Source organism: Corynebacterium liangguodongii (genome assembly GCF_003070865.1).
Taxonomy (GTDB): Bacteria; Actinomycetota; Actinomycetes; order Mycobacteriales; family Mycobacteriaceae; genus Corynebacterium; species Corynebacterium liangguodongii.
On sequence record NZ_CP026948.1, the window covers coordinates 1,189,010 to 1,209,597 of the forward strand.

Here is a 20,588-nt window from a genome sequence, read left to right on the forward strand (position 1 = left end):
TGCGGTCGCTCCTCCGCGATAGGATGGGCACTGACCACCATCTGGGCTGTATCCGGCGCGGGTGGCAAGACACTGGTAACACACTGGCACGACAAACGAGAAACGGAGCTCACTGTGGCTGAAAGCAAGAACTCCTTCAACGCCAAACGCACGCTCGAGGTTGGCGGGAAGTCCTACGACTACTTCGCCCTCGACGCCGTCGAAGGCATGGAGAAGCTTCCCTACTCCCTCAAGGTTCTCGGCGAGAACCTCCTGCGCACCGAGGATGGCAAGAACGTCACCGCGGACCACATCAACGCGATCGCCAACTGGGACCCGTCCGCAGAGCCGTCCATCGAGATCCAGTTCACCCCGGCTCGCGTGCTCATGCAGGACTTCACCGGCGTGCCCTGCGTGGTCGATCTCGCCACCATGCGCGAGGCCGTCTCCACCCTCGGCGGAAACCCCGACCAGGTCAACCCGCTCAACCCCGCCGAGATGGTCATCGACCACTCCGTAATCATCGAGGCCTTCGGTACCTCCGATGCCCTGGATAAGAACGTCGAGATCGAGTACCAGCGCAACGAGGAGCGCTACCAGTTCCTGCGCTGGGGTGCGGAGAACTTCTCCAACTTCCGCGTCGTGCCGCCGGGAACCGGCATCGTCCACCAGGTCAACATCGAATACCTCTCCCGCGTCGTCTTCGACAACGAGGGCGTGGCCTACCCGGACACCTGCATCGGCACAGACTCCCACACCACGATGGAAAACGGCCTCGGTATCCTCGGCTGGGGCGTCGGCGGCATCGAGGCTGAGGCCGCCATGCTCGGCCAGCCAGTCTCCATGCTCATCCCGCGCGTTGTGGGCTTCAAGCTCACCGGCGAGATCCCCGTCGGCGTGACCGCCACCGACGTCGTGCTCACCATCACCGAGATGCTGCGCCAGCACGGCGTGGTGCAGAAGTTTGTCGAGTTCTACGGCAACGGCGTGCGCCAGATCCCGCTGGCCAACCGCGCCACCATCGGCAACATGTCGCCCGAGTTCGGCTCCACCTGCGCGATCTTCCCGATCGACGAGGAGACCATCAACTACCTCGAGCTCACCGGCCGCGACAAGGAGACCATCGAGCGCGTCGAGGCCTACGCCAAGGCCCAGGGCATGTGGCTTGAGCAGGACGCACCCGAGGCCGAGTACTCCGAGTACCTCGAGCTCGACCTCTCCACCGTCGTGCCCTCCATCGCCGGCCCGAAGCGCCCGCAGGACCGTATCCTGCTCTCTGAGTCGAAGCAGACCTTCCGCAACCAGCTGCCCGACTACAACGACGCCGGGGCCGAGACCTTCGAGCCCGTTCGCGCCGCGAAGGTCGAATCCGTCTCCTACAACGAGTCCTGGCCGGGCAACGGCGAGTCCGCCGCCGCCGGCGCCGAGGGCCGCGCCTCCAAGCCGGTCATCGTTGAATCCCCGCAGGGCGGCGAGTACACCCTCGACCACGGCATGGTCGCGATCGCCGCGATTACCTCCTGCACCAACACCTCCAACCCGTCCGTCATGGTCGGCGCGGCCCTGCTCGCCCGAAAGGCAGCGGAGCGCGGCCTGAAGGCCAAGCCGTGGGTCAAGACCATCATGGCGCCGGGCTCCCAGGTCGTCGACGGCTACTACAACCGCGCGGACCTGTGGAAGGACCTCGAGGCCGTCGGCTTCTACCTCACCGGCTTCGGCTGCGCGTCCTGCATCGGCAACTCCGGCCCGCTGCCCGCCGAGGTCTCCGACGCGATCAACGAGTACGACCTCACCGCGACCGCCGTGCTCTCCGGCAACCGCAACTTCGAGGGCCGCATCTCCCCCGACGTGAAGATGAACTACCTCGCCTCCCCGCTGCTGGTTATCGCCTACTCGATTGCCGGCACGATGGACTTCGATTTCGAAACCCAACCGCTGGGCCAGGACGCCGATGGCAATGACGTCTTCCTCAAGGACGTCTGGCCGTCCGCTGAGGAGATCGAGGCGACCATCGCCGCCACCATCTCCCGCGAGATGTACGAGGCTGACTACGCCGACGTGTTCAAGGGCGACGCGCAATGGCAGGGCCTGGACATCCCGCAGGGCAAGACCTTCGCGTGGAACGAGGACTCCACCTACATCCGCAAGGCTCCGTACTTCGACGGCATGCCGATGGAGCCGGAGGCCGTGACCGACATCTCCGGTGCACGCGTTCTGGCCAAGCTCGGCGACTCGGTCACCACCGACCACATCTCCCCGGCCTCCTCGATCAAGCCGGGCACCCCGGCGGCGAACTACCTCGACTCCCACGGTGTCGAGCGCCAGGACTACAACTCCTTCGGTTCCCGCCGCGGCAACCACGAGGTCATGGTCCGCGGTACCTTCGCCAACATCCGCCTGCGCAACCAGCTCGTGGAGGAGGCCGGCGGCTACACCCGCGACTTCACGCAGGAGGGCGCGCCCCAGGCGTTCATCTACGACGCAGCGCAGAACTACGCGAAGGCGGGCACCCCGCTCGTCGTCCTCGCCGGCAAGGAGTACGGCACCGGCTCCTCGCGTGACTGGGCCGCCAAGGGCACCAACCTGCTCGGCGTCAAGGCCGTCATCACCGAGTCCTTCGAGCGCATCCACCGCTCGAACCTCATCGGCATGGGCGTGCTGCCGCTGCAGTTCCCGGAGGGCGAGTCCCACGAGACCCTCGGCCTCGATGGCACCGAGACCTTCGACATCACCGGTATCACCGCGTTCAACGACGCGGAGACCATCCCGCAGACCGTTCACGTCACCGCCACCAAGGTCGGCGGCGAGACCGTCGAGTTCGACGCGAAGGTTCGCGTTGACACGCCTGGTGAGGCCGAGTACTACCGCCACGGCGGCATCCTGCAGTACGTGCTGCGCCAGATGGTCAAGAGCTAGCAGCGCCTAGCCACAACCGTCTCCGAGGGGCCCCGGCAGCAGCCGGTCGGCCCCTCGCCCATGTCCACCCACGTCGAGCCCGAAGCGAGCGCGCATGCCGATTGTCAGTGATAACGAACTCTCCCGCCGGCGCCGGGAGATCATCGCCGCTGCCCGCGGCTGCTTCGCCCGCTACGGCTACGAGGGGGCTACCGTCACCAGGCTCGAGGAGGCCACGGGCAAGACGCGCGGCGCGATCTTTCACCACTTCAAGGACAAAGAGGAGCTCTTCCTCGCGATCGCAGCCGAGGACGCGGCCCGTCAGGCCGAGGTCGTGGCGGAACACGGGCTCATCGAGGTGATGCGCCGCCTCGTGCGCAACCCGGGCTCGAACGACTGGTACATCACCCGCGCGGAAATCGTGCGCAAGCTGCGCACCGACCCCTGTTTCGAAACCCGCTGGCGCGTGCACCAGGTTGTGCTCGACGAGGCCATCCACGAGCGGCTCGCGCACAACGCGGCCATGCGTGACGACGTCCCCATCGACGTGCTCCAGGAATACCTCACGACGGTGATGGAAGGGCTGATCCTCAAACTCGCCTCCGGCGAGCCCCCGCAGCGCCTCGAGGCCACCCTCGACCTCGTCGAACAATCGGTGCGGGCCCCGGGCGTCGGCAAGTAGACAGAGCGGTATAGGATGTGCCTCATGGCGCACATCCTTTTCGTATCGCTCCGCACCGGAGACATGGGGCCGGACGTCGCTCAAGCAGAGCTCGGCGATGTCCTCGCGGCAAGCGGGCTCAACGCCTCCGATGTGGAGATGCGGGTCATAGCCGACACGGAGACGGCCATCGGATCGCTCGACGGGTTCGACGGCGTCATCGTCGGCGGCAGCTCCCTCAACGTCACCGCGCCGGAATATTCGCCCTGGCAGCGCCACGTGCACGCGCAGCTCTCCGAGCTTGTCACCTCCCCGGTTCCCGTCTTCCTCGTGTGCTTCGGTTTTAGCTGGTTGAGCGCCGAGCTCGGCGGCACCGTCGGCCACAGCGCGCCCGAAGTCTCGGGTCCTACCGACGTGACGCTAACCGCGGCCGCGGAGGGCGATCGGCTCCTACACGGTTACCCGGCGAGCTTCGCCGCCTTCACCGGGCATACCGAAAACCCTGAGATCGTCCCGCCTGAGCTCGAGGTGCTGGCAACGGGGCCCACTGGCGCCGCGCAGCTCGTGCGCTACGGGTCGGTCGTGTGGGCGAGCCAGTTTCACGCGGAGATGGATGCCGCCGCGATGAAGGCGCGGATGGATTTCTACTACGACTATGGGTACTTCCCGCTGAGCGAATACGACACGATCGTCGCAGCGCTCCCCGCGGTCGACGTGTCCTGGGCGAACGAGCTTTTGCGCAGATTCGTGGCCGTGTGCGACGAGCTCTCGCCGCGGCGCTAGACTGCAGGGCCATGTACGCCATTATCACCACCACGGGCCACGATCGCGTCGGCATCATCGCCGGCATTTCCTCCGCCGCGGCACAGCGCAACCTCAACATCGTCGACGTCTCCCAGACGCTGATGGACCACTACTTCACCATGATCATGCGCGTCGAGATCCCGGCGGACGAGGTCGACTTAAGCGAGCTCGCGGCGCACCTCTCCGGCGTCGGCAAAAAGCTCGGCGTCGTTGTTCGCGTGCAGTCCGAGGCGCTGTTTTCCGCGATCAACGAGATCTAGAAAGGGGGTATACGAGCATCATGGCGAGCGACCACACCATAGCGCCGAGCCGCATCCTTGACGTGATCCACATGATCGAGGACTACCGCCTCGATATCCGCACCGTGACAATGGGGATCTCGCTGCTCGGGTGCACGCGCGCGAGCGCCGAGGAGACCGCGCAGGCCGTCTACGACCGTGTCACCCAGCGCGCCGAGCGCCTCGTGGCGGTGTGCGAAGAGATCGAGCGCGAGCTCGGCATCCCGATCGTGAACAAGCGGGTCTCGGTCTCCCCCATCTCCCTGGTAGCCGCGGGCGTGGACGGCAGCCCGGTGGCCATCGCCCGCGCCCTCGACCGCGCCGCCGCTCAGCTCGGCGTGAACTTCGTCGGCGGCTACTCGGCGCTCGTGGAGAAGGGTACGACCGAATCGGACCGGCGCCTCATCGAGTCGCTGCCCGAGGCCCTCTCGACCACGGAGAGGGTGTGCGGGTCGGTCAATGTGGCGTCGTCACGCGCGGGCATCAACATGGATGCGGTGTCCACGATGGGGCGGGTGATCAAGGAGGCCGCAGAGCTCACGCGCGAGCAATCCTCCATCGCGTGCGCGAAGCTCGTCGTCTTTGCCAACGCGGTGGGCGATAACCCCTTCATGGCGGGGGCCTTCCACGGCATCGAGGAGGCCGACACGGTGGTCTCCGTCGGGGTCTCGGGCCCGGGCGTTGTCGATCACGCCGTCGGCAGGATGGAAGGCGCCTCGCTTGGAGAGGTCGCCGAGGAAATCAAGAAGGCCGCGTTCAAGATCACCCGGGCAGGCCAGCTCGTGGGCACGATGGCGGCCGAGCGCCTCGGTGTGCCCTTCGGCATCGTCGATCTCTCGCTCGCTCCCACCGCCGAGGTCGGCGATTCCGTTGCCCACATCCTCGAGCACATGGGCCTGGGCCAGGTGGGCACCCACGGCACGACCGCCGCGCTCGCGCTGCTTAACGACGCCGTGAAGAAAGGCGGGATGATGGCCTGCTCCCGCGTCGGCGGCCTCTCCGGCTCGTTCATCCCCGTCTCGGAGGACCGCGGCATGATCGACGCTGTGCGGGCCGGATCCATCTCAATGGACAAGCTCGAGGCAATGACCTCGATCTGCTCGGTCGGCTTCGACATGATCGCCATCCCCGGAGATACCACGGCCGAGCTCATTGCGGGCATGATCGCCGACGAGGCGGCGATCGGCGTAATAAACCACAAGACGACCGCCGCGCGCCTCATCCCGGTGCCCGGCACGCGGCCCGGCGACGAGGTCAACTTCGGTGGGCTGCTCGGCTACGCCCCCGTCATCCCCGTGAGCACCGTGCGTAACGACGCCTTCATCCACCGCGGCGGGTTCATCCCCGCGCCGGTGCATGGGATGCGCAACTAGGGCGGCCGCTACTTACCCTTGCGGCCGAAGAGGAACCAGGCGATCCACCCGAAGGTGTTGATGGCGGCGATTGCCGGGGTCCAGGCCCACTTCGGCCCGCGCACCTGCTTCGCGTCGGTGCGCGCGAGGCTTGCGAACGCAGCTGCCTTGCCTGCGGCGTCGACAGCGGCGAGGATGCCGATGACGAACTTCTGATTGTTCTGTGTTTTCTTTGCCATGCATGCCATTCTGCCCGCCCGCAATGCCCATTAAATGTGATATACATCACAGCTCTTTTACGGCCATGTCGCCGTTATCCCAGGTCACGGCGTTTTCAGGCTGGTCCACCGCCTTCGGGGATGTCGCACACGTTTTCTATGGTGTCCTTACAGCCGACAAAAGGGGGTGCACAATGGCCGCTGATCTGGGAAAACACGTCGATACGCTCATCGCGTCTCTGCTCGCTATCCGCGACGTCTTTGCCGATCCCTCTGCGCTCAACCTCGCGGACGCGGCCGCGCACATGGAAAAGCTCGAGGGGGCGATGGGGGCCAAAGCATTCATTGACGCCGCGTTCGCGCACCTCTGCGAGCGCGACGAGGCCGGCCGCCTCGTGGGTGCCAAGCACCCCGACGCGTATTTGCGGCAGCGCCTAGGCCTCTCGCCCCGCGAGGCTTTCGACCGCCTCGGACGCGGGCGCGATCTCTTCGGGGAGCCGCACATCCCCGACCCGGAAGGCGAGGACTCGGGCCTTTTCGGCGACAAGGAGTCCGGACCGGAGCGGGGCGAAGAAGCTCGCCGCGAGCAGAAGCGCGCACGCTCCCGCGCCGACAAGGTGAGCGCCGAGGCCCAATCCGCGATCCGCTTCGAGCTGGACAAGCTCCTCGCCGCCGCCCGTGGGGCCCGCCCGCGTCTCCTTGCTGCCGCCCTGCGGGAGGCCGAATCGCGCACGATTAAAGACCTCAGGATGCTCGTGCGGCGCTGGGTGGATGAGGAAAACCGCAAGTACGCAGCCCCGGGCAACCCGAATGCGGGGATGGAGCGGCGTGGAGTGCGGATTGGGCGCCGGAAGGCCGACGGCACCCACGAGATCACCGTGACCGCGACCGCGGGGGACGCTGCCCTGCTCAAGGCACTACTGGATAAGGGGGCCGCCCCGAACGCGAACCTTCCCGAGGGCATTCGCGATGACCGCACCCCCGGGCAGAGGCACTACGACCAGCTGATGAAGATGGTGCGTCATGTGGAGGCGTGCAACCGGCCCGCCGCGGGTGGCTGCGCCTCGGTCGTCGTGACGGTAACGCTCGACGATCTTGCCGGGGCCGATGCGGCCACGCTCTTTGCCACCAATACGGGTATCGAGGTCGACGCCTTTGACCTCGTGCGCCTCGGCATGGAGGGTGCCGATGATTTCGTGCTCACCATCGACGGCGCCACCGGCGTTCCCCTCAACCTTGTGCGCAGCAGCCGAACGGCGTCCATCTGGCAGAGGGTGGCGATGCTAGCCGTCCAGGGGGTGTGCTCGTGGGCGGGGTGCACCGCACCCATGAGTGAGTGCGAGGCCCACCACATCCTCGCGTGGATCCAGGGAGGAAGCACAGACATCTCAAACCTCACGGGTCTCTGTCGCGAGCATCATAGACGCAACAATGATCACAGAGACCACCGATTCAACACCTGCCACATGGAATACGACCCGGCCAGCGGCAGAGCGGGGCTCAAGGTCCCCGGGGAGACGGCGCTGAAGTTCAACCACGCCGATGCCGCGCGCCGCTCCGCCGTCAACCGGACGGTCGCGCGCGTGCGAGGCGTCCCGCCCTAGAGATCCTCGCCCGCCTCGAGGCGGTCCACCACACGCTTCGCGGCGGCAAGCCCGAGGCCGGTTTCCTCACGCAGCTGCTTGATCGCGGCGACCTTCTTTCCCTGCCCAAGGAGCCGGCGCACCTCGTCGGAGGCCAAGCGCCTGCGTCGCGCGTCGGCGGGCCGCCCAGCCTGGGAGGAAAGCTCGGCGACCTCGCGTTCGAGTTCGGCGACCCGAACGATGAGCTCATCAAGCGCGCCCTGGTAGCGGTTTCCGAAAAGCATGCCCACCAAGGTATCAGGCGAGCTCGACGATCTCCATGTACTCGTCGTTCCACAGGTCCTCATCGCCCTCCGGCATGATGATCACCCGCTCCGGCTCCAGTGCACGCACCGCGCCCGGGTCGTGGGTGACCAACACGACGGCACCGGTGTAGGTCTTCAACGCGTCGAGGACTTGCTCGCGGGATTGGGGGTCGAGGTTGTTCGTGGGCTCGTCGAGAAGCAGCACGTTCGCGCGCGAGGAAACCAGCGTTGCCAGGGCGAGGCGGGTCTTCTCGCCGCCGGAGAGCGTGCCGGCCGGCTGCTCGAGCTTGTCGCCGGAGAACATGAAGGCGCCAAGGAGGCCACGAAGGTCCTGCTGGCCGGCGTCCGGGCAGGCCTCGATGGTGTTCTCCCACACCGTCTTGGCGCCGTCGATCGTGTCGTGCTCCTGGGCGAAGTAGCCGATCTTCAGGCCGTGGCCGGTGACCAGACCGCCCTCGCCATCGGTGCGCTCCACGCCCGCCAAGAGCTTGAGCAGGGTCGTCTTGCCCGCGCCGTTCGTGCCAAGGACCACCACGCGCGAACCCTTGTCAATAGCCAGATCCACTCCGGCGAAAACCTCGAGCGAGCCGTACATCTTCGTCAGGCCCTTGCCGTAGAGCGGGGTCTTGCCGCACGGTGCAGGCTCCGGGAACGTGATGGCGGCGACGCGGTCGGCCACGCGGACGTCGTCAAGCGAGCCCATCATGCGCTCTGCACGGGCGAGCATCTGCTTCGCTGCCGAGGCCTTCGTCGCCTTGGCGCCGAGCTTGGCGGCCTGCTTCTGCAGCGCGGAGGCCTTCTTCTCCGCGTTGGCCCGCTCGCGGCGCCGCCGCGCCTCATCGAGCGCGCGGGCGTCCTTATACTTGGAAAAGCCCATGTTGTACACGTCCGCCTCGGCGCGCACCGCATCGAGGAACCACACCTTGTTGCACACCTCGTCGAGCAGCTCGACGTCGTGCGAGATCATAATGAGCCCGCCCTCGTGCTTGGATAAGAAGCCCCGCAGCCAGTTGATGGAGTCGGCGTCGAGGTGGTTGGTGGGCTCGTCGAGGAGCAGCGTCGTCGTGGACTTGCCCGAGCCGTTGTTGGCGGCGAAGAGAATCTGGGCGAGCTCGACGCGGCGCCGCTGCCCGCCCGAGAGTGTCTTCAGCGGCTGATCGAGGATGCGGGCGGGAAGCCCCAGGTTGTCGCAGATCTGCGCCGCCTCGGCGTCGGCCTCGTAGCCACCCAAGGCCTGGAAACGCTCCTCCAAGCGCGAGTACTTCGCAATCGCCTTGTCCCGCTGGGCCTCATCGGCGCTCTCCATGAGCGCTTGCTGCTTGTCCATGTGGTGACGGATCTCGTCGAGGCCGCGGGCAGAGAGCACGCGGTCGCGAGCGGTCTGCTCGATGTCGCCCTCCTTGGAGTCCTGCGGCAGGTAGCCGATCTCCCCGGAACGGGTCACGGACCCACCGTAGGGCTCGGTCTCCCCCGCCAGGATGCGCATCGTCGTGGTTTTCCCCGCGCCATTGCGCCCGACGAGCCCGATCCGGTCGCCGGGCTGCACGCGAAGGTGCTGGCCCGGGGCGGAAAGTAAGGTACGGGCGCCGACGCGAACTTCCAGGTCCTGGGTGACAATCACGGCGGGTTAGTATACCCCCGGGGACCCTACACCGCGAAGCCGAGCGCGCGCAGCTGTTCGCGGCCTTCCTCGGTGATCATGTGCGGGCCCCACGGCGGCATCCACACCCAGTTGATGGCCACCTCGTCGACGGCGGTGTTGTCCACCACCGCGATCGCGGCCTGCTCCTCAATGACGTCCGTGAGCGGGCACGCCGGCGAGGTCAGCGTCATGTTGATCGCGGCCCGGGTCGTGTCGCCGTCTTGCTCGATCCACAGGTCGTAGACCAAACCGAGGTCGACGACGTTGATGCCCAGCTCCGGGTCGATCACATCGTGCAAGTACTCCGCGGCGTCGGCGGCGAGCTGGATCTGCTCCTCCGTCTGCGGCGGGCGGGCCGGCGCCTTCTCGAAAGTTGACTCAGCCATCTGTCTCATCCTTCCTCTCAAGCGCGTCCGCTGTGGCGGCCTGGAAGGCCTTCCACCCGAGCAGCGCGCACTTCACGCGGGCGGGGAACTTAGCCACCCCGCCGAAGGCGACGCCGTCACCAATGACCTCGGGGTCGCCCTCGAGCTGGCCGCGCGAGGTGATCATCTCCTCGAACGCGGAGAGCTTCCCCATCGCCTCCTCGACGCTCAGGCCGATGATCTCTTCCGCCATCACGCTTGTCGACGCCTGAGAGATCGAGCACCCGATGGCATCGTAGGAGACGTCCTTGATGGACGAGTTGTCCTCGCTCAGTGTCACGCGCAGGGTCAGTTCGTCGCCACACGACGGGTTGACGTGGTGGACCTCCGCGTCGAACGGATCGCGCAGGCCCGCGTGCTGTGGATTCTTGTAGTGGTCCAGGATCACTTCCTGGTACATCGCCTCTAGGTTCATGCGCCGAAGAACTCCTTCGCCTTGACAATCGCCGCGACGAGGGCATCGACTTCGCCGCGAGTGTTGTAGAGGTAGAAGCTCGCCCGGGACGTTGCCTGTGCGTCGAGCGCACGGTGGGCCGGCCACGCGCAGTGGTGGCCGGTGCGGATGGCAACGCCTTCCGAGTCGAGCACCTGTCCCAGGTCGTGCGGGTGCACGCCGTCGACCGTAAAGGCGATCGCCCCGCCGCGCTTGTCCGCCGTGAGCGGGCCGGCGATGCGCAGCCCGTCGATGGCCTGCATCTGCTCGAGCGCGTAGGCGGTCAGGTCGTGTTCGTGGCGGGCGATGTTGGCCATCCCGACCTCGGCAAGAAACTCGACGGCCGCCCCCAGCCCGACGACCTGGCTGGTCATCTGCGTGCCGGCCTCGAAGCGCTGCGGCGCCGGTGCGTAGGTGGAGCCTTCCATCTTCACCACCTCGATCATGGAACCGCCCGTGAGAAACGGCGGCAACTCGTCGAGGATCCCACCGCGGCCGTAGAGCACGCCCACTCCGGAGGGTCCGCACATCTTGTGCGCGGAAAACCCGGCGAAGTCCACGCCCAGTTCGTGGAAATTCACCGGCATGTGCGGCACCGACTGGCAGGCATCGAGCACGGTGAGCGCGCCGACCTCGCGGGCGCGTCGCACCATCTCGGCAACGTCGGCGTGAGCGCCGGTCACGTTCGACTGGTGGGTAAAGGCGACCACCTTGACAGACTCGTCGAGCTCGAGGGAATCGAGGTCGATCCTGCCGTCGGGGGTCATCGTGTACCACTTCAGCGTCGCGCCGGTGCGGCGCGCCAGCTCCTGCCAGGGCACGAGGTTTGCGTGGTGCTCCAGCTCCGTGACGACGATGGTGTCGCCCTCACTAACCCGGTGGGCGCCCGCTCGGTCGTCGCCAAGCAGGTACGCGACGGCGTTGAGCGCCTCGGTCGCGTTTTTCGTAAACGCGATCTCGTGCCCATCCGCGCCGACGAACGCGGCGATGCGTGCGCGCGCCGTTTCGTAGGCCTCGGTCGCTTCCTCGGCAAGCTGATAGGAGCCACGGTGCACGGGCGCAAACGTGTTCAACACGAAGTCGCGCTCCGCGTTCCACACGCGTTCCGGTCGCTGCGAGGTCGCACCCGAGTCGAGGTAGACAAGCGGCTTGCCGTCTCGAACGGTGCGGGACAGGATCGGAAACTCCGCGCGGATGGCGTCCACGTTGAGTGTTCCGTCTGGGAGTGTGTAGGTCATGAGATGAACTTCTCGTAGCCTTCTGCCTCGAGGACGTCGGCCAGCTCTGCGCCGCCGGTCTGCACAACCTTGCCGTCGGCGAAGATGTGGACGAAGTCCGGGGAGACGTAGTTGAGGATGCGCTTGTAGTGGGTGATCATGAGCACGCCGCCGTGGGTTTCCTCCCGGTAGCGGTTGATGCCCTCGGAGACGATGCGCAGCGCGTCGACGTCGAGGCCGGAGTCGGTCTCGTCCATCACGGCGAACTTCGGCTTCATCAGGGCGAGCTGCATGACCTCGTGGCGCTTCTTCTCACCGCCGGAGAAGCCCTCGTTGACCGAGCGCTCGGAGAAAGAGGCGTCCATCTGCAGCGCGTCGCGCGCGGCGTTGAGCTCTGCGACCCATTCGCGCAGCTTCGGGGCCTCGCCGCGCACGGCAGTGACGGCGGAGCGCATGAAGTTCGACGAGGACACGCCCGGGACCTCTACCGGGTACTGCATGGCAAGGAACAGGCCGGCGCGGGCGCGCTCGTCGACCTCCATCTCGAGGATGTTCTCGCCGTCGAGAAGCACCTCGCCCCCGGTCACCTCGTACTTCGGGTGGCCGGCGAGCGTGTAGGCAAGAGTGGACTTGCCGGAGCCGTTCGGGCCCATGATCGCGTGGGTCTCACCCGAGGAAATGGTCAGGTTCACGCCCTTGAGGATCGGCGTGGGCTCCTGGCCCTCCTCGGTGGGCAGGACGTTCGCGTGCAGGTCTTTGATTTCAAGGGTAGACATTGTGTTCTTTCCGTGACTCTTTCTAGAAACGTGGGGCGGGGGCGGTTAGAGGTTGGCTTGCTCGAGCTCGCCGGAGACGCGGGCGATGAGCTCGTCGCGCACCGACTCGACCGGGATCTTGTTGAGCACTTCGTTGAAGAAGCCGCGGATGATGAGCCGGGTCGCTTCCTTCTCGGGGATGCCGCGGGCGCGCAGGTAGAACAGCTGCTCGTCGTCGAAGCGGCCCACGGTAGCGGCGTGTCCGGCGCCTGCGATCTCGCCGGTTTCAATCTCGAGGTTCGGGATGGCGTCGGCCCGGGCGCCGTCGGTCAGAACCATGTTCCGGTTCGTCTCGTACGTGTCGGTCCCCAGAGCCTCGGCGCGGATGAGCACGTCGCCGACCCAGCAGGTGCGCGCGTCGGGCTTTGCGGAGGCCTTGTCGCCCTGCAGCGCGCCCTTGTACATGACGTTGGAGCGGCAGTTGGGCACGGAGTGGTCGACGAGGAGGCGGTTTTCGATGTACTGCCCGTCGTCGGCGAAGTAGACGCCGGTGAGCTCGACGTCGCCGCCGGGAGCGGTGAACTTCACGCGCGGGGTCATGCGGGTGACCTCGCCGCCGAAGCCCGCGACCGTGTGGCGCAACGTGGCGTCGCGGCCGACGACGATCGATTGCGCCCCGAGGTGGACGGCGTCGTCGTCCCACTGGGTGTCCACCACCGCGTAGACGCGCGAGTTATCGCCGATCACCCAGTTGACGTTGTCGGCGTGGGTGCCGGTGCCCGCGTAGCGGACGACGACCGTGGCCGAGGAGTTCGCGCCGGATTCGATGAGGACGGTGCCGAAGGTGGTGACCTCGTCCCCGGCCCCGGTCACCGTGATGGTGACGGGCTCGGTGAGCTCGGCGTCCGCCGGGATGCTCACGATCGTGCCGGACTTCGCCGACGTAAACGCCTGCGCGGCTACGCGGTCGACGGGGGCACCGGCTGCCTTGAGCCGGGCGTCGTCAGGAGCGACCGTCTCCACGGCGACCTCGGCGGGCGCCTCGACGGAGATGTTGGCCTCCGCCACCGGGGCGAAGGAGGCGTTGTGGAGCCCGCGGATGCGGCGCAGCGAGATGAAGCGCCAGTCCTCGTCGCGCCCGCCGGGCACGGCGAAGTCATCGACGTTGAACGACGAAAACGCGTCGCCCTTGGTGTTCACGCCCGAGGCGTTGGTCACGGGGTTGGTTTCCAAAGCGGTATCTGCCATTGTTTTTAGCCCACGGATCCTTCCATTTGCAGTTCGATGAGACGGTTGAGCTCGAGGGCGTATTCCATCGGCAACTCCTTGGCAATCGGCTCGACGAAGCCGCGCACGATCATCGCCATCGCCTCTTCCTCGGCAATCCCGCGGGACATGAGGTAGAACAGCTGCTCCTCGGAGACCTTCGAGACCTTCGCCTCGTGGCCGAGGGTGACGTGGTCATTGCGGATGTCGTTGTACGGGTAGGTATCCGAGCGCGAGATGTTATCCACCAGCAGGGCGTCGCACTCGACGTTGGAGGCCGAGTGGTGCGCGTTCGGGTTGATCTGCACCAGCCCGCGGTAGGCGGCGCGGCCGCCGCCGCGGGCGACCGACTTCGACACGATGGTCGAGGACGTGTGCGGGGCCATGTGGGTCATCTTCGCGCCCGTGTCCTGGAACTGGCCCTCGCCGGCGAAGGCGACGGAGAGCACCTCGCCCTTGGCATACGGCCCGGTCATCCATACGGCCGGGTACTTCATGGTCACCTTGGAGCCGATGTTGCCGTCGACCCATTCCATGGTCGCGCCCTCTTCCGCCTTGGCGCGCTTGGTCACCAGGTTGTAGACGTTGTTCGACCAGTTCTGGATCGTGGTGTAGCGGCAGCGGCCGCCCTTCTTCACAATGATCTCGACGACCGCGGAGTGCAGGGAGTCGGACTTGTAGATCGGCGCGGTGCAGCCCTCGACGTAGTGGACGTAGGCGTCCTCGTCGACGATGATGAGGGTGCGCTCGAACTGGCCCATGTTCTCCGTGTTGATGCGGAAGTAGGCCTGTAGCGGAATATCCACGTGCACGCCCTTGGGCACGTAGATGAAGGACCCGCCGGACCACACGGCCGAATTCAGCGCGGAGAACTTGTTGTCGCCGGCCGGGATGACGGTGCCGAAGTACTCCTTGAACAGATCCTCGTGCTCGCGCAGTGCGGTGTCGGTGTCGACGAAAATAACGCCCTTTTCCTCCAGGTCCTGGCGGATCTGGTGGTAGACCACCTCGGACTCGTACTGCGCCGCGACGCCGGCGACGAGGCGCTGCTTCTCGGCCTCGGGGATGCCGAGCTTGTCATAGGTGTTCTTGATGTCCTCCGGCAGGTCCTCCCAGCTGGTGGCCTGCTGCTCGGTGGAGCGCACGTAGTACTTGATGTTGTCGAAGTCGATCCCGCTCAGGTCGGCGCCCCAGGTCGGCATCGGCTTCTTCTCAAAGATGTCCAGGGCCTTGAGGCGCTGGTTGAGCATCCACTCCGGCTCGTTCTTGATACCGGAGATGTCCTTGACCACGTCGGCATCGAGGCCGCGTCGGGCGGACGCCCCGGCGACGTCGGAGTCGTGCCACCCGTAGTTGTAGGCGCCAATAGATTCGATGATCTCATCGTCGTTCATCGGCCTCTCGAGGCCGGGTGCGGCTTGTGTCTCAGTCAAGATCTCCGCTCCTTTCGGTGTGTGTCTCGCCTACCGCCCGTTTCCGGGATACGGCGGCGAGTGGAATGTTGGTCGTGCAAATGCCGTTGCCGTCCGCGATCGACGCGAGCGGCTGGACGTGTCTGCCGACGAGCGCCGAGATGGCTTCGTGTTCCGCCTCGCAGATCTCCGGGTGCTCCGCCGCCACCGCCGATACCGGGCAGTGGTGCTGGCAGATCTGGATCCCTGTGCCTGCGCGCGTCACTGTTGCAGCGTACCCGTTGGTATCGAGCGCGTCCGCCAGCTGGTGGGCCACCTGCTCGATGTCCCCGCCAGCCTTATCGACGCCTTCGACGCCGCCGAGAATTTTCCTCGCCCGAGCGGCCGCCAGGGCCTTGACGGCTTCGGCGCCACCGATTTCCTTCAGCGCGTCGATCGCCTCCGTGGCGAGAGAGTCGTATTGGCTGCCGAAGTGGCTGCGCCCGGCCTCGGTGAGCCGGTAGTGCTTGGCGGGCCGGCCCCGCGAGGTGGTCACCCCTGCAACGCCGTGCGGCTCACAGGTCTCGGCAAGCTGTTCTTCGACCAGCTTGTCAAGGTGGCGGCGCACGCCCGCGGCGGAGAGCCCGAGCAGGCCTCCGAGCTCGGTGGCGGCGACGGGGCCGTGCTTGAGCAGGGCGGACATGACCTCCTTGCGGGTTTGTCCGCCGATAGAGCGAGCGTTGTCCTCCATTGTCGACACCTCCGTTTCTTCCTCGCCTTCCGCATTCTCCTCGTACGCCTTTTTCCAACACTAGTGTGTAGAAATTCATTCCGCATGTGCGGCCCCGGGTGCGCCGCCGGCTTTTGTAGACTGCTCGCTTGTGATGACACGGCGCACGGCGGGGCCAGGGGCGCGGCGCGCCCGGCGAGGAAGCGGGCTAACCCAGGTGCTCCCTCGGCTGGGGAGGCCGGGTTCGCGCTCGGCGCGGCTGCACAAGACGCACGAGGCATCGCGTGGCGACGCCTCTGTGGTACGCCCCTCCACACCGGAGGCGAACCGGTTCGCGCTGCTACGCTGGATTGGCCTGATGGGGACGATTCTCATCGGCCTCGGCGGCCTGGGCGGCGGGGCGTTGCCCGTAGTGGACAACCCGTATGCGGCCCTGCCCGGCGGGGCGCTACTCGGGCGGATGCTGCAGGCGTCGTCCTCCCTCATCCTCATCGGCGTGGGCATGCTCGTGGCCGCTTGGCTGTTCATGGCCCCGTTCGTCGGCGCCGCCGGCGTGCCGGGGCGCGTGGGAACGGCGGTGACCGTGCGCACCTTCATCGCGTGGGTGATCCCGCTCATCCCCACCGCTCCCCTGTTCACCCAGGACATCTACTCCTACCTCGCGCAGGGCTCGATCGTGGCCCAGGGTCTCGACCCCTATGCCGCCGGGCCCGTAGAAACCCTCGGCGCGGAGCACCCCCTCGCCCGGTCGGTGCCGTTTATCTGGGCGCAATCCTCCAGCCCGTACGGGCCCGTCGCGCTGAGCATCTCCGCGGCGCTCTCGCGCCTGACGGGGGATTCCATCGTTGCCGGCGTCTACGCGCACCGGCTCGTCTCGCTGGCCGGCATCGCCGCCGCGGCGTGGGGAGTGGTCGCGCTGGCGCGGCGCAGCTCGGTCTTCGCCCCCGCTGCCTTATGGCTCGGGATCTTAAACCCGCTGCTCATCTTGCACCTCGTCGGCGGGATCCACAACGAGGCGATCCTGCTCGGCTTCCTGCTTGTCGGCCTCGAGGTGGGCCTGCGCGGGCTCGATTCCCTCAGCTCGCGCCCCGGGCACGCGTGGGCCCTGCTTCTCGCCTCCGGCGCGCTCATCTCCTGCGCGGGGCTGGTCAAGGTCACGGGGTTTATCGGCCTTGGGTTCACCGGGATGGCGCTGGCGCGCCGGCTCGCCACTAGGTGGCCGGCCGCCGGGGCGATCGCCGCGGCCGCGGCGCTGCAGGCCGGGCTCCTGGTGGCCACCACCGTGGCGGTCAGCCTCGCCAGCGGGATCGGCTACGGGTGGGTGACCGGCCAGGGCGGCGCCGCGACGATCAGGAGCTGGCTGTCCATCACCACGGACATCGGCGTGATCGGCGGCCACGTAGGGATGCTGCTCGGCCTGGGAGATCACATCGAGGCCATGCTGGTGGTCACCCGTGCCGCGGGGCTGGCGGTGGCAGCGGCGTTTATGGCGCGCATGCTGTGGGCGACCTTCCGCGGGACGATCCACCCCGTCGGCGGCCTCGGCGTGGCCACGGTGGTGCTGGTGATCCTCTTCCCCGTTGTCCACCCCTGGTACCCGCTGTGGGCCATCGTGCCGCTGGCGGCGTGGGCCAACCGCCAGCTCTTCCGGATTGGTGTGGCGGCCTATTCGGCGATCTTCAGCTTCCTCGTCCTGCCCCGCGGGCTCGCGCTCGACCCCGGCGCGGTGGTGACCATCTACGCCAGCGCGGCAGTGGCGTTTGCCACCCTGTGCGCCTTGGCGTGGTGGCTCTACCGACGATTCGGGCGGGCGAGTCTAAACTAGCCAGCCATGCAGAAGACCTCTGATGCCCCCGCGCTCGTCGTCGAGGCCGTGACCAAGACCTTCTCTTCCGGACGGTCCGGGGCGGTGGTCACTGCGGTGGACGGGCTGAGTTTCTGCGCCCAGCGCGGAGAAGTGCTCGCGCTGCTCGGGCCGAACGGCGCGGGAAAGACCACCACCATCGACATGTGCGAAGGCTTTACCCGCCCGAGCAGCGGGCGCATCCGGGTGCTTGGGCTCGACCCGAGCACCCAGCCCGAGGCCCTGCGCGCCCGCATCGGCATCATGCTCCAAGGTGGTGGGTCCTATTCCGGCATCCGGGTGCGGGAGATGCTCGAGCTCACCGCGCGCTACAACGTCGATCCCCTAGACCCTGACTGGCTCATCGACCTCCTCGGGCTGCGGGGTGTAGAGCGGACGACCTATCGCCGCCTCTCCGGAGGCCAACAGCAGCGCCTCTCCCTGGCGCTCGCGTTGATCGGCCGCCCGGAGCTGGTTTTTTTGGACGAGCCGACGGCGGGGATGGACGCCCAGTCCCGCATCGCGGTGTGGGAGATCATCGGCGCGCTCAAACGCGACGGGGTGACCGTCGTGCTCACCACCCACCTCATGGACGAGGCCGAGGCCTTGGCAGACCACGTCGTTATCGTCGACCACGGCAGGGTCGTGGGCCAGGGTAGCCCGGCCGAGCTCACGGCACGGGAAGAGGTTCCGTCGGTGAGCATCCTCACGGATCGCGAGCTCGACCTCGTCGCGTTGGGAAGGGCGCTTGAGGGCCGTGGCGTCGATACGCACAAGGCCCGGCCGCTGCGCTACCGCGTAAGCGGCGGGGCGGACCCGGGGATCGTTGCCTCCATTGCGGCCGAGGCGCAGCGTCAGGGCGTGTTGCTGCGCGAGCTCAGTGTCACCCACCGCACCCTCGAAGACGTCTTTTTGGACATGACGGGCCGAGAGCTGCGCAGCTAGCCAGCCAAGAAAGGTATCTCATGACGTACGCACTACCTCCCGGAACGTTTTCTCCCCGGCCTCGCCGCGCCCCGGTGGCGCGCATGGCGCTCGCTCAGGGCCGCGTGGAGGCGGCCCTCATGCTGCGCCACGGCGAGCAGCTCATGCTCAACCTCATTATCCCGGCCGCGATCCTCATCGCGGCGGCCAAGCTTCCCCTGCCGGGGGCGATCGACGGGCGTGCCGCGCAGCTTAGCCACCTCGTGCCGGTCGTCTTCGCCGTCGCGGCGAGCAGCGCGGGCTTTACCGGCCAGGCGATCGCGCTCGCCTTCGATCGGCGCTACGGAGCGCTCAAGCGCGCCGGTGCCTCGGGCGTGCCGGCGTGGACGATCATCGCCGGGAAGATCCTGGGCGTGCTCGCCATGGTCGCGGTCCAAATCATCGTGCTCGGCGCGCTCGCGCTCGCGCTCGGCTGGCGAGTATCCGCCGCCGGGGCCGCCTTCGGGGCGCTCACATTGCTCCTCGGCGTTGCGTGCTTTACCGCCCTTGGCCTGCTCATGGGGGGATCGCTGAGCTCGGAGCTGGTGCTTGCCCTCGCGAACCTCGCGTGGCTCGCCCTCGTGGGCACCCTCGGCTACGTTGCCTACGTGGGCTCGCTCGCCAGCGCCGGGTGGTTCAACGCCGTACCCACCGTCGCCCTGGCCGGGGCGCTCTCGCAGGCGTTCGTCGGCGTGGTCGACTCCGCGGCCTGGATAGCACTGGTCGCGTGGGCCGTCCTCGCCGTCGCCGCGGCGGTGCGGTGGTTCCGTTTCGACGGCTAGCTCACCGGCTCGCTCACCGGCTCGCTCATCGGCTAGGCGGCGGGGCGGGCGTCGATTAGACTAAGTATCCATCGAAAGTTTGAGGCAAGGAAGGTGCGTGCGAACGCCATGGTTGCGACCTTAAGCAAGGATTCCACCCCGCGCGGGCGGCGGGAAGGCCCCACTGTGGCGCTGCAGCGCAGGCTCGCCCTCGTGCTCCTGTTGTGCCAGGGCGGCATCACGGTCTCCGGCTCGCTCGTGCGCGTCACCGGCTCCGGGCTGGGCTGCAGCCAGTGGCCGCTGTGCAACGCCGACTCCCTGGTCCCCGTCGCGGGCGCCGCCCCCCTCGTGCACCAGGCCATCGAGTTTGGCAACCGCTTGCTGACCTTCGTCGTCTCCGCCGCGGCGATCGCCGTCGTCATCGCCGCCCACCGCGCGGGACGTCGCCGAGAGATCAAGGCGCTCGCCTGGGCCTCGATCGGGGGCGTTGTCCTCCAGGCGATTATCGGCGGCATCTCCGTGCTCGTGGACCTGCGGTGGTGGGCGGTGGCCGTCCACTTCCTGCCGTCCATGGCGCTGGTGTGGGTCGCGGCCCTGCTTTATATGCGCATCGCCGAGCCGGACGAGGCCCCATTGATCGTGCGCTTCGCGCCCGCAGCCCGCCGCCTGGCCGCCCTCGCCGCGGCGGCGCTGTGCGTCGTGCTCGTTACCGGCACGATGGTCACGGGCTCTGGCCCGCACTCCGGCGACGCGACGGTGGGAATGGAGGGCCGCCTTGCCCTCGATACGGAAATGCTCGCCTACGTCCACGCCGCCTGCATGTACGCCTACCTCATCGCCACCTTGTGCACCGTCTACCTCCTGCGGCGCTCGCACGCACCGGCGGACGCGTTTTCCACCGCCGTCGTCCTCGTGGCGATGATCATCATCCAGTGGGGCATCGGGGTGGCCCAGTTCTACCTCGGGGTGCCACGCTGGACCGTGCCCATGCACATCGCCATGTCCTCGGTTGTCGTCGCCGCAACCGCGTTCTTGTGGGCGCACGGCCGCAGGCGGCTGCCGTAGCCTAGCGCGCACATCGCCCCGT

General features: G+C 67.3%; 20 protein-coding genes. 10 read left to right on the plus strand and 10 right to left on the minus strand.

Annotated features, from left to right (window positions below; all coding sequences use genetic code 11):
* The first annotated feature begins 114 nt into the window (after positions 1 to 114).
* The 5 genes from acnA (at position 115) to C3E79_RS05710 (ending at position 5,990) form a co-directional block, all read left to right on the plus strand.
* Positions 115 to 2,895: an aconitate hydratase AcnA gene (gene acnA, locus C3E79_RS05690; protein ID WP_108404039.1), complete on the plus strand. Its 2,781-nt coding sequence runs from the start codon at positions 115 to 117 to the stop codon at positions 2,893 to 2,895.
* A 94-nt stretch (positions 2,896 to 2,989) separates the two neighbouring features.
* On the plus strand, positions 2,990 to 3,556 hold the full coding sequence (locus C3E79_RS05695) for a TetR/AcrR family transcriptional regulator (RefSeq protein ID WP_108404040.1): 567 nt from the start codon (positions 2,990 to 2,992) through the stop codon (positions 3,554 to 3,556).
* Between the two features lie 24 nt (positions 3,557 to 3,580).
* Positions 3,581 to 4,318: a glutamine amidotransferase-related protein gene (locus C3E79_RS05700; protein WP_108404041.1), complete on the plus strand. Its 738-nt coding sequence runs from the start codon at positions 3,581 to 3,583 to the stop codon at positions 4,316 to 4,318.
* An 11-nt stretch (positions 4,319 to 4,329) separates the two neighbouring features.
* Positions 4,330 to 4,599, plus strand: coding sequence for an ACT domain-containing protein (locus C3E79_RS05705; protein ID WP_108404042.1), 270 nt, complete (start codon positions 4,330 to 4,332; stop codon positions 4,597 to 4,599).
* 20 nt (positions 4,600 to 4,619) lie between these two features.
* Entirely contained in the window at positions 4,620 to 5,990 is a 1,371-nt protein-coding gene (locus tag C3E79_RS05710) for a PFL family protein (protein WP_108404043.1), read from the plus strand.
* An 8-nt stretch (positions 5,991 to 5,998) separates the two neighbouring features.
* Here C3E79_RS05710 and C3E79_RS05715 read toward each other — a convergent pair whose 3' ends face one another.
* The gene (locus C3E79_RS05715) at positions 5,999 to 6,208 is read right to left on the minus strand and encodes a PLD nuclease N-terminal domain-containing protein (RefSeq protein WP_158268472.1); all 210 of its coding nucleotides are present in this window, start codon (positions 6,206 to 6,208) and stop codon (positions 5,999 to 6,001) included.
* Between the two features lie 173 nt (positions 6,209 to 6,381).
* Here C3E79_RS05715 and C3E79_RS05720 point away from each other — a divergent pair, with 173 nt between their 5' ends.
* Positions 6,382 to 7,791 (plus strand): HNH endonuclease signature motif containing protein, encoded by a 1,410-nt coding sequence (locus C3E79_RS05720; protein ID WP_158268473.1) that lies wholly within the window; start codon positions 6,382 to 6,384, stop codon positions 7,789 to 7,791.
* Here the strand turns inward: C3E79_RS05720 and C3E79_RS05725 are convergent.
* Genes C3E79_RS05725 through C3E79_RS05765 form a run of 9 tightly spaced genes read right to left on the minus strand, consistent with a single transcriptional unit; the run spans position 7,788 to position 15,955 of the window.
* Positions 7,788 to 8,054 carry a hypothetical protein gene (locus tag C3E79_RS05725; protein ID WP_108404046.1) on the minus strand — a complete coding sequence of 89 codons (267 nt, stop codon included), beginning with the start codon at positions 8,052 to 8,054 and terminating at the stop codon, positions 7,788 to 7,790. The genes C3E79_RS05720 and C3E79_RS05725 overlap by 4 nt on opposite strands.
* A gap of 13 nt (positions 8,055 to 8,067) precedes the next feature.
* Entirely contained in the window at positions 8,068 to 9,696 is a 1,629-nt protein-coding gene (locus tag C3E79_RS05730; RefSeq protein WP_108404047.1) for an ABC-F family ATP-binding cassette domain-containing protein, read from the minus strand.
* Positions 9,697 to 9,722: 26 nt separating this feature from the next.
* Entirely contained in the window at positions 9,723 to 10,103 is a 381-nt protein-coding gene (locus C3E79_RS05735; protein ID WP_108404048.1) for a metal-sulfur cluster assembly factor, read from the minus strand.
* Entirely contained in the window at positions 10,096 to 10,557 is a 462-nt protein-coding gene (gene sufU, locus C3E79_RS05740) for a Fe-S cluster assembly sulfur transfer protein SufU (RefSeq protein ID WP_108404049.1), read from the minus strand. The genes C3E79_RS05735 and sufU overlap by 8 nt, the downstream gene beginning before the upstream one ends.
* A complete protein-coding gene (locus C3E79_RS05745; protein WP_108404050.1) occupies positions 10,554 to 11,813 on the minus strand; it encodes a cysteine desulfurase in 1,260 nt (419 codons plus the stop codon). Before C3E79_RS05745 ends, sufU begins: the two co-directional genes overlap by 4 nt.
* The gene (gene sufC, locus C3E79_RS05750) at positions 11,810 to 12,568 is read right to left on the minus strand and encodes a Fe-S cluster assembly ATPase SufC (protein WP_108404051.1); all 759 of its coding nucleotides are present in this window, start codon (positions 12,566 to 12,568) and stop codon (positions 11,810 to 11,812) included. The genes C3E79_RS05745 and sufC overlap by 4 nt, the downstream gene beginning before the upstream one ends.
* A gap of 45 nt (positions 12,569 to 12,613) precedes the next feature.
* The gene (gene sufD / locus C3E79_RS05755; protein WP_108404052.1) at positions 12,614 to 13,795 is read right to left on the minus strand and encodes a Fe-S cluster assembly protein SufD; all 1,182 of its coding nucleotides are present in this window, start codon (positions 13,793 to 13,795) and stop codon (positions 12,614 to 12,616) included.
* Between the two features lie 5 nt (positions 13,796 to 13,800).
* Positions 13,801 to 15,207, minus strand: coding sequence for a Fe-S cluster assembly protein SufB (gene sufB, locus C3E79_RS05760; RefSeq protein ID WP_108405082.1), 1,407 nt, complete (start codon positions 15,205 to 15,207; stop codon positions 13,801 to 13,803).
* 31 nt (positions 15,208 to 15,238) lie between these two features.
* Positions 15,239 to 15,955 carry a helix-turn-helix transcriptional regulator gene (locus C3E79_RS05765; protein ID WP_108404053.1) on the minus strand — a complete coding sequence of 239 codons (717 nt, stop codon included), beginning with the start codon at positions 15,953 to 15,955 and terminating at the stop codon, positions 15,239 to 15,241.
* 133 nt (positions 15,956 to 16,088) lie between these two features.
* Here C3E79_RS05765 and mptB point away from each other — a divergent pair, with 133 nt between their 5' ends.
* The 4 genes from mptB (at position 16,089) to C3E79_RS05785 (ending at position 20,566) form a co-directional block, all read left to right on the plus strand.
* Positions 16,089 to 17,759: a polyprenol phosphomannose-dependent alpha 1,6 mannosyltransferase MptB gene (gene mptB / locus C3E79_RS05770; protein WP_108404054.1), complete on the plus strand. Its 1,671-nt coding sequence runs from the start codon at positions 16,089 to 16,091 to the stop codon at positions 17,757 to 17,759.
* A gap of 6 nt (positions 17,760 to 17,765) precedes the next feature.
* Positions 17,766 to 18,722: an ABC transporter ATP-binding protein gene (locus tag C3E79_RS05775; protein ID WP_108404055.1), complete on the plus strand. Its 957-nt coding sequence runs from the start codon at positions 17,766 to 17,768 to the stop codon at positions 18,720 to 18,722.
* Positions 18,723 to 18,742: 20 nt separating this feature from the next.
* Positions 18,743 to 19,522, plus strand: coding sequence for an ABC transporter permease (locus C3E79_RS05780; protein ID WP_108404056.1), 780 nt, complete (start codon positions 18,743 to 18,745; stop codon positions 19,520 to 19,522).
* A gap of 108 nt (positions 19,523 to 19,630) precedes the next feature.
* Entirely contained in the window at positions 19,631 to 20,566 is a 936-nt protein-coding gene (locus tag C3E79_RS05785) for a COX15/CtaA family protein (RefSeq protein ID WP_108404057.1), read from the plus strand.
* Positions 20,567 to 20,588 lie beyond the last annotated feature (22 nt).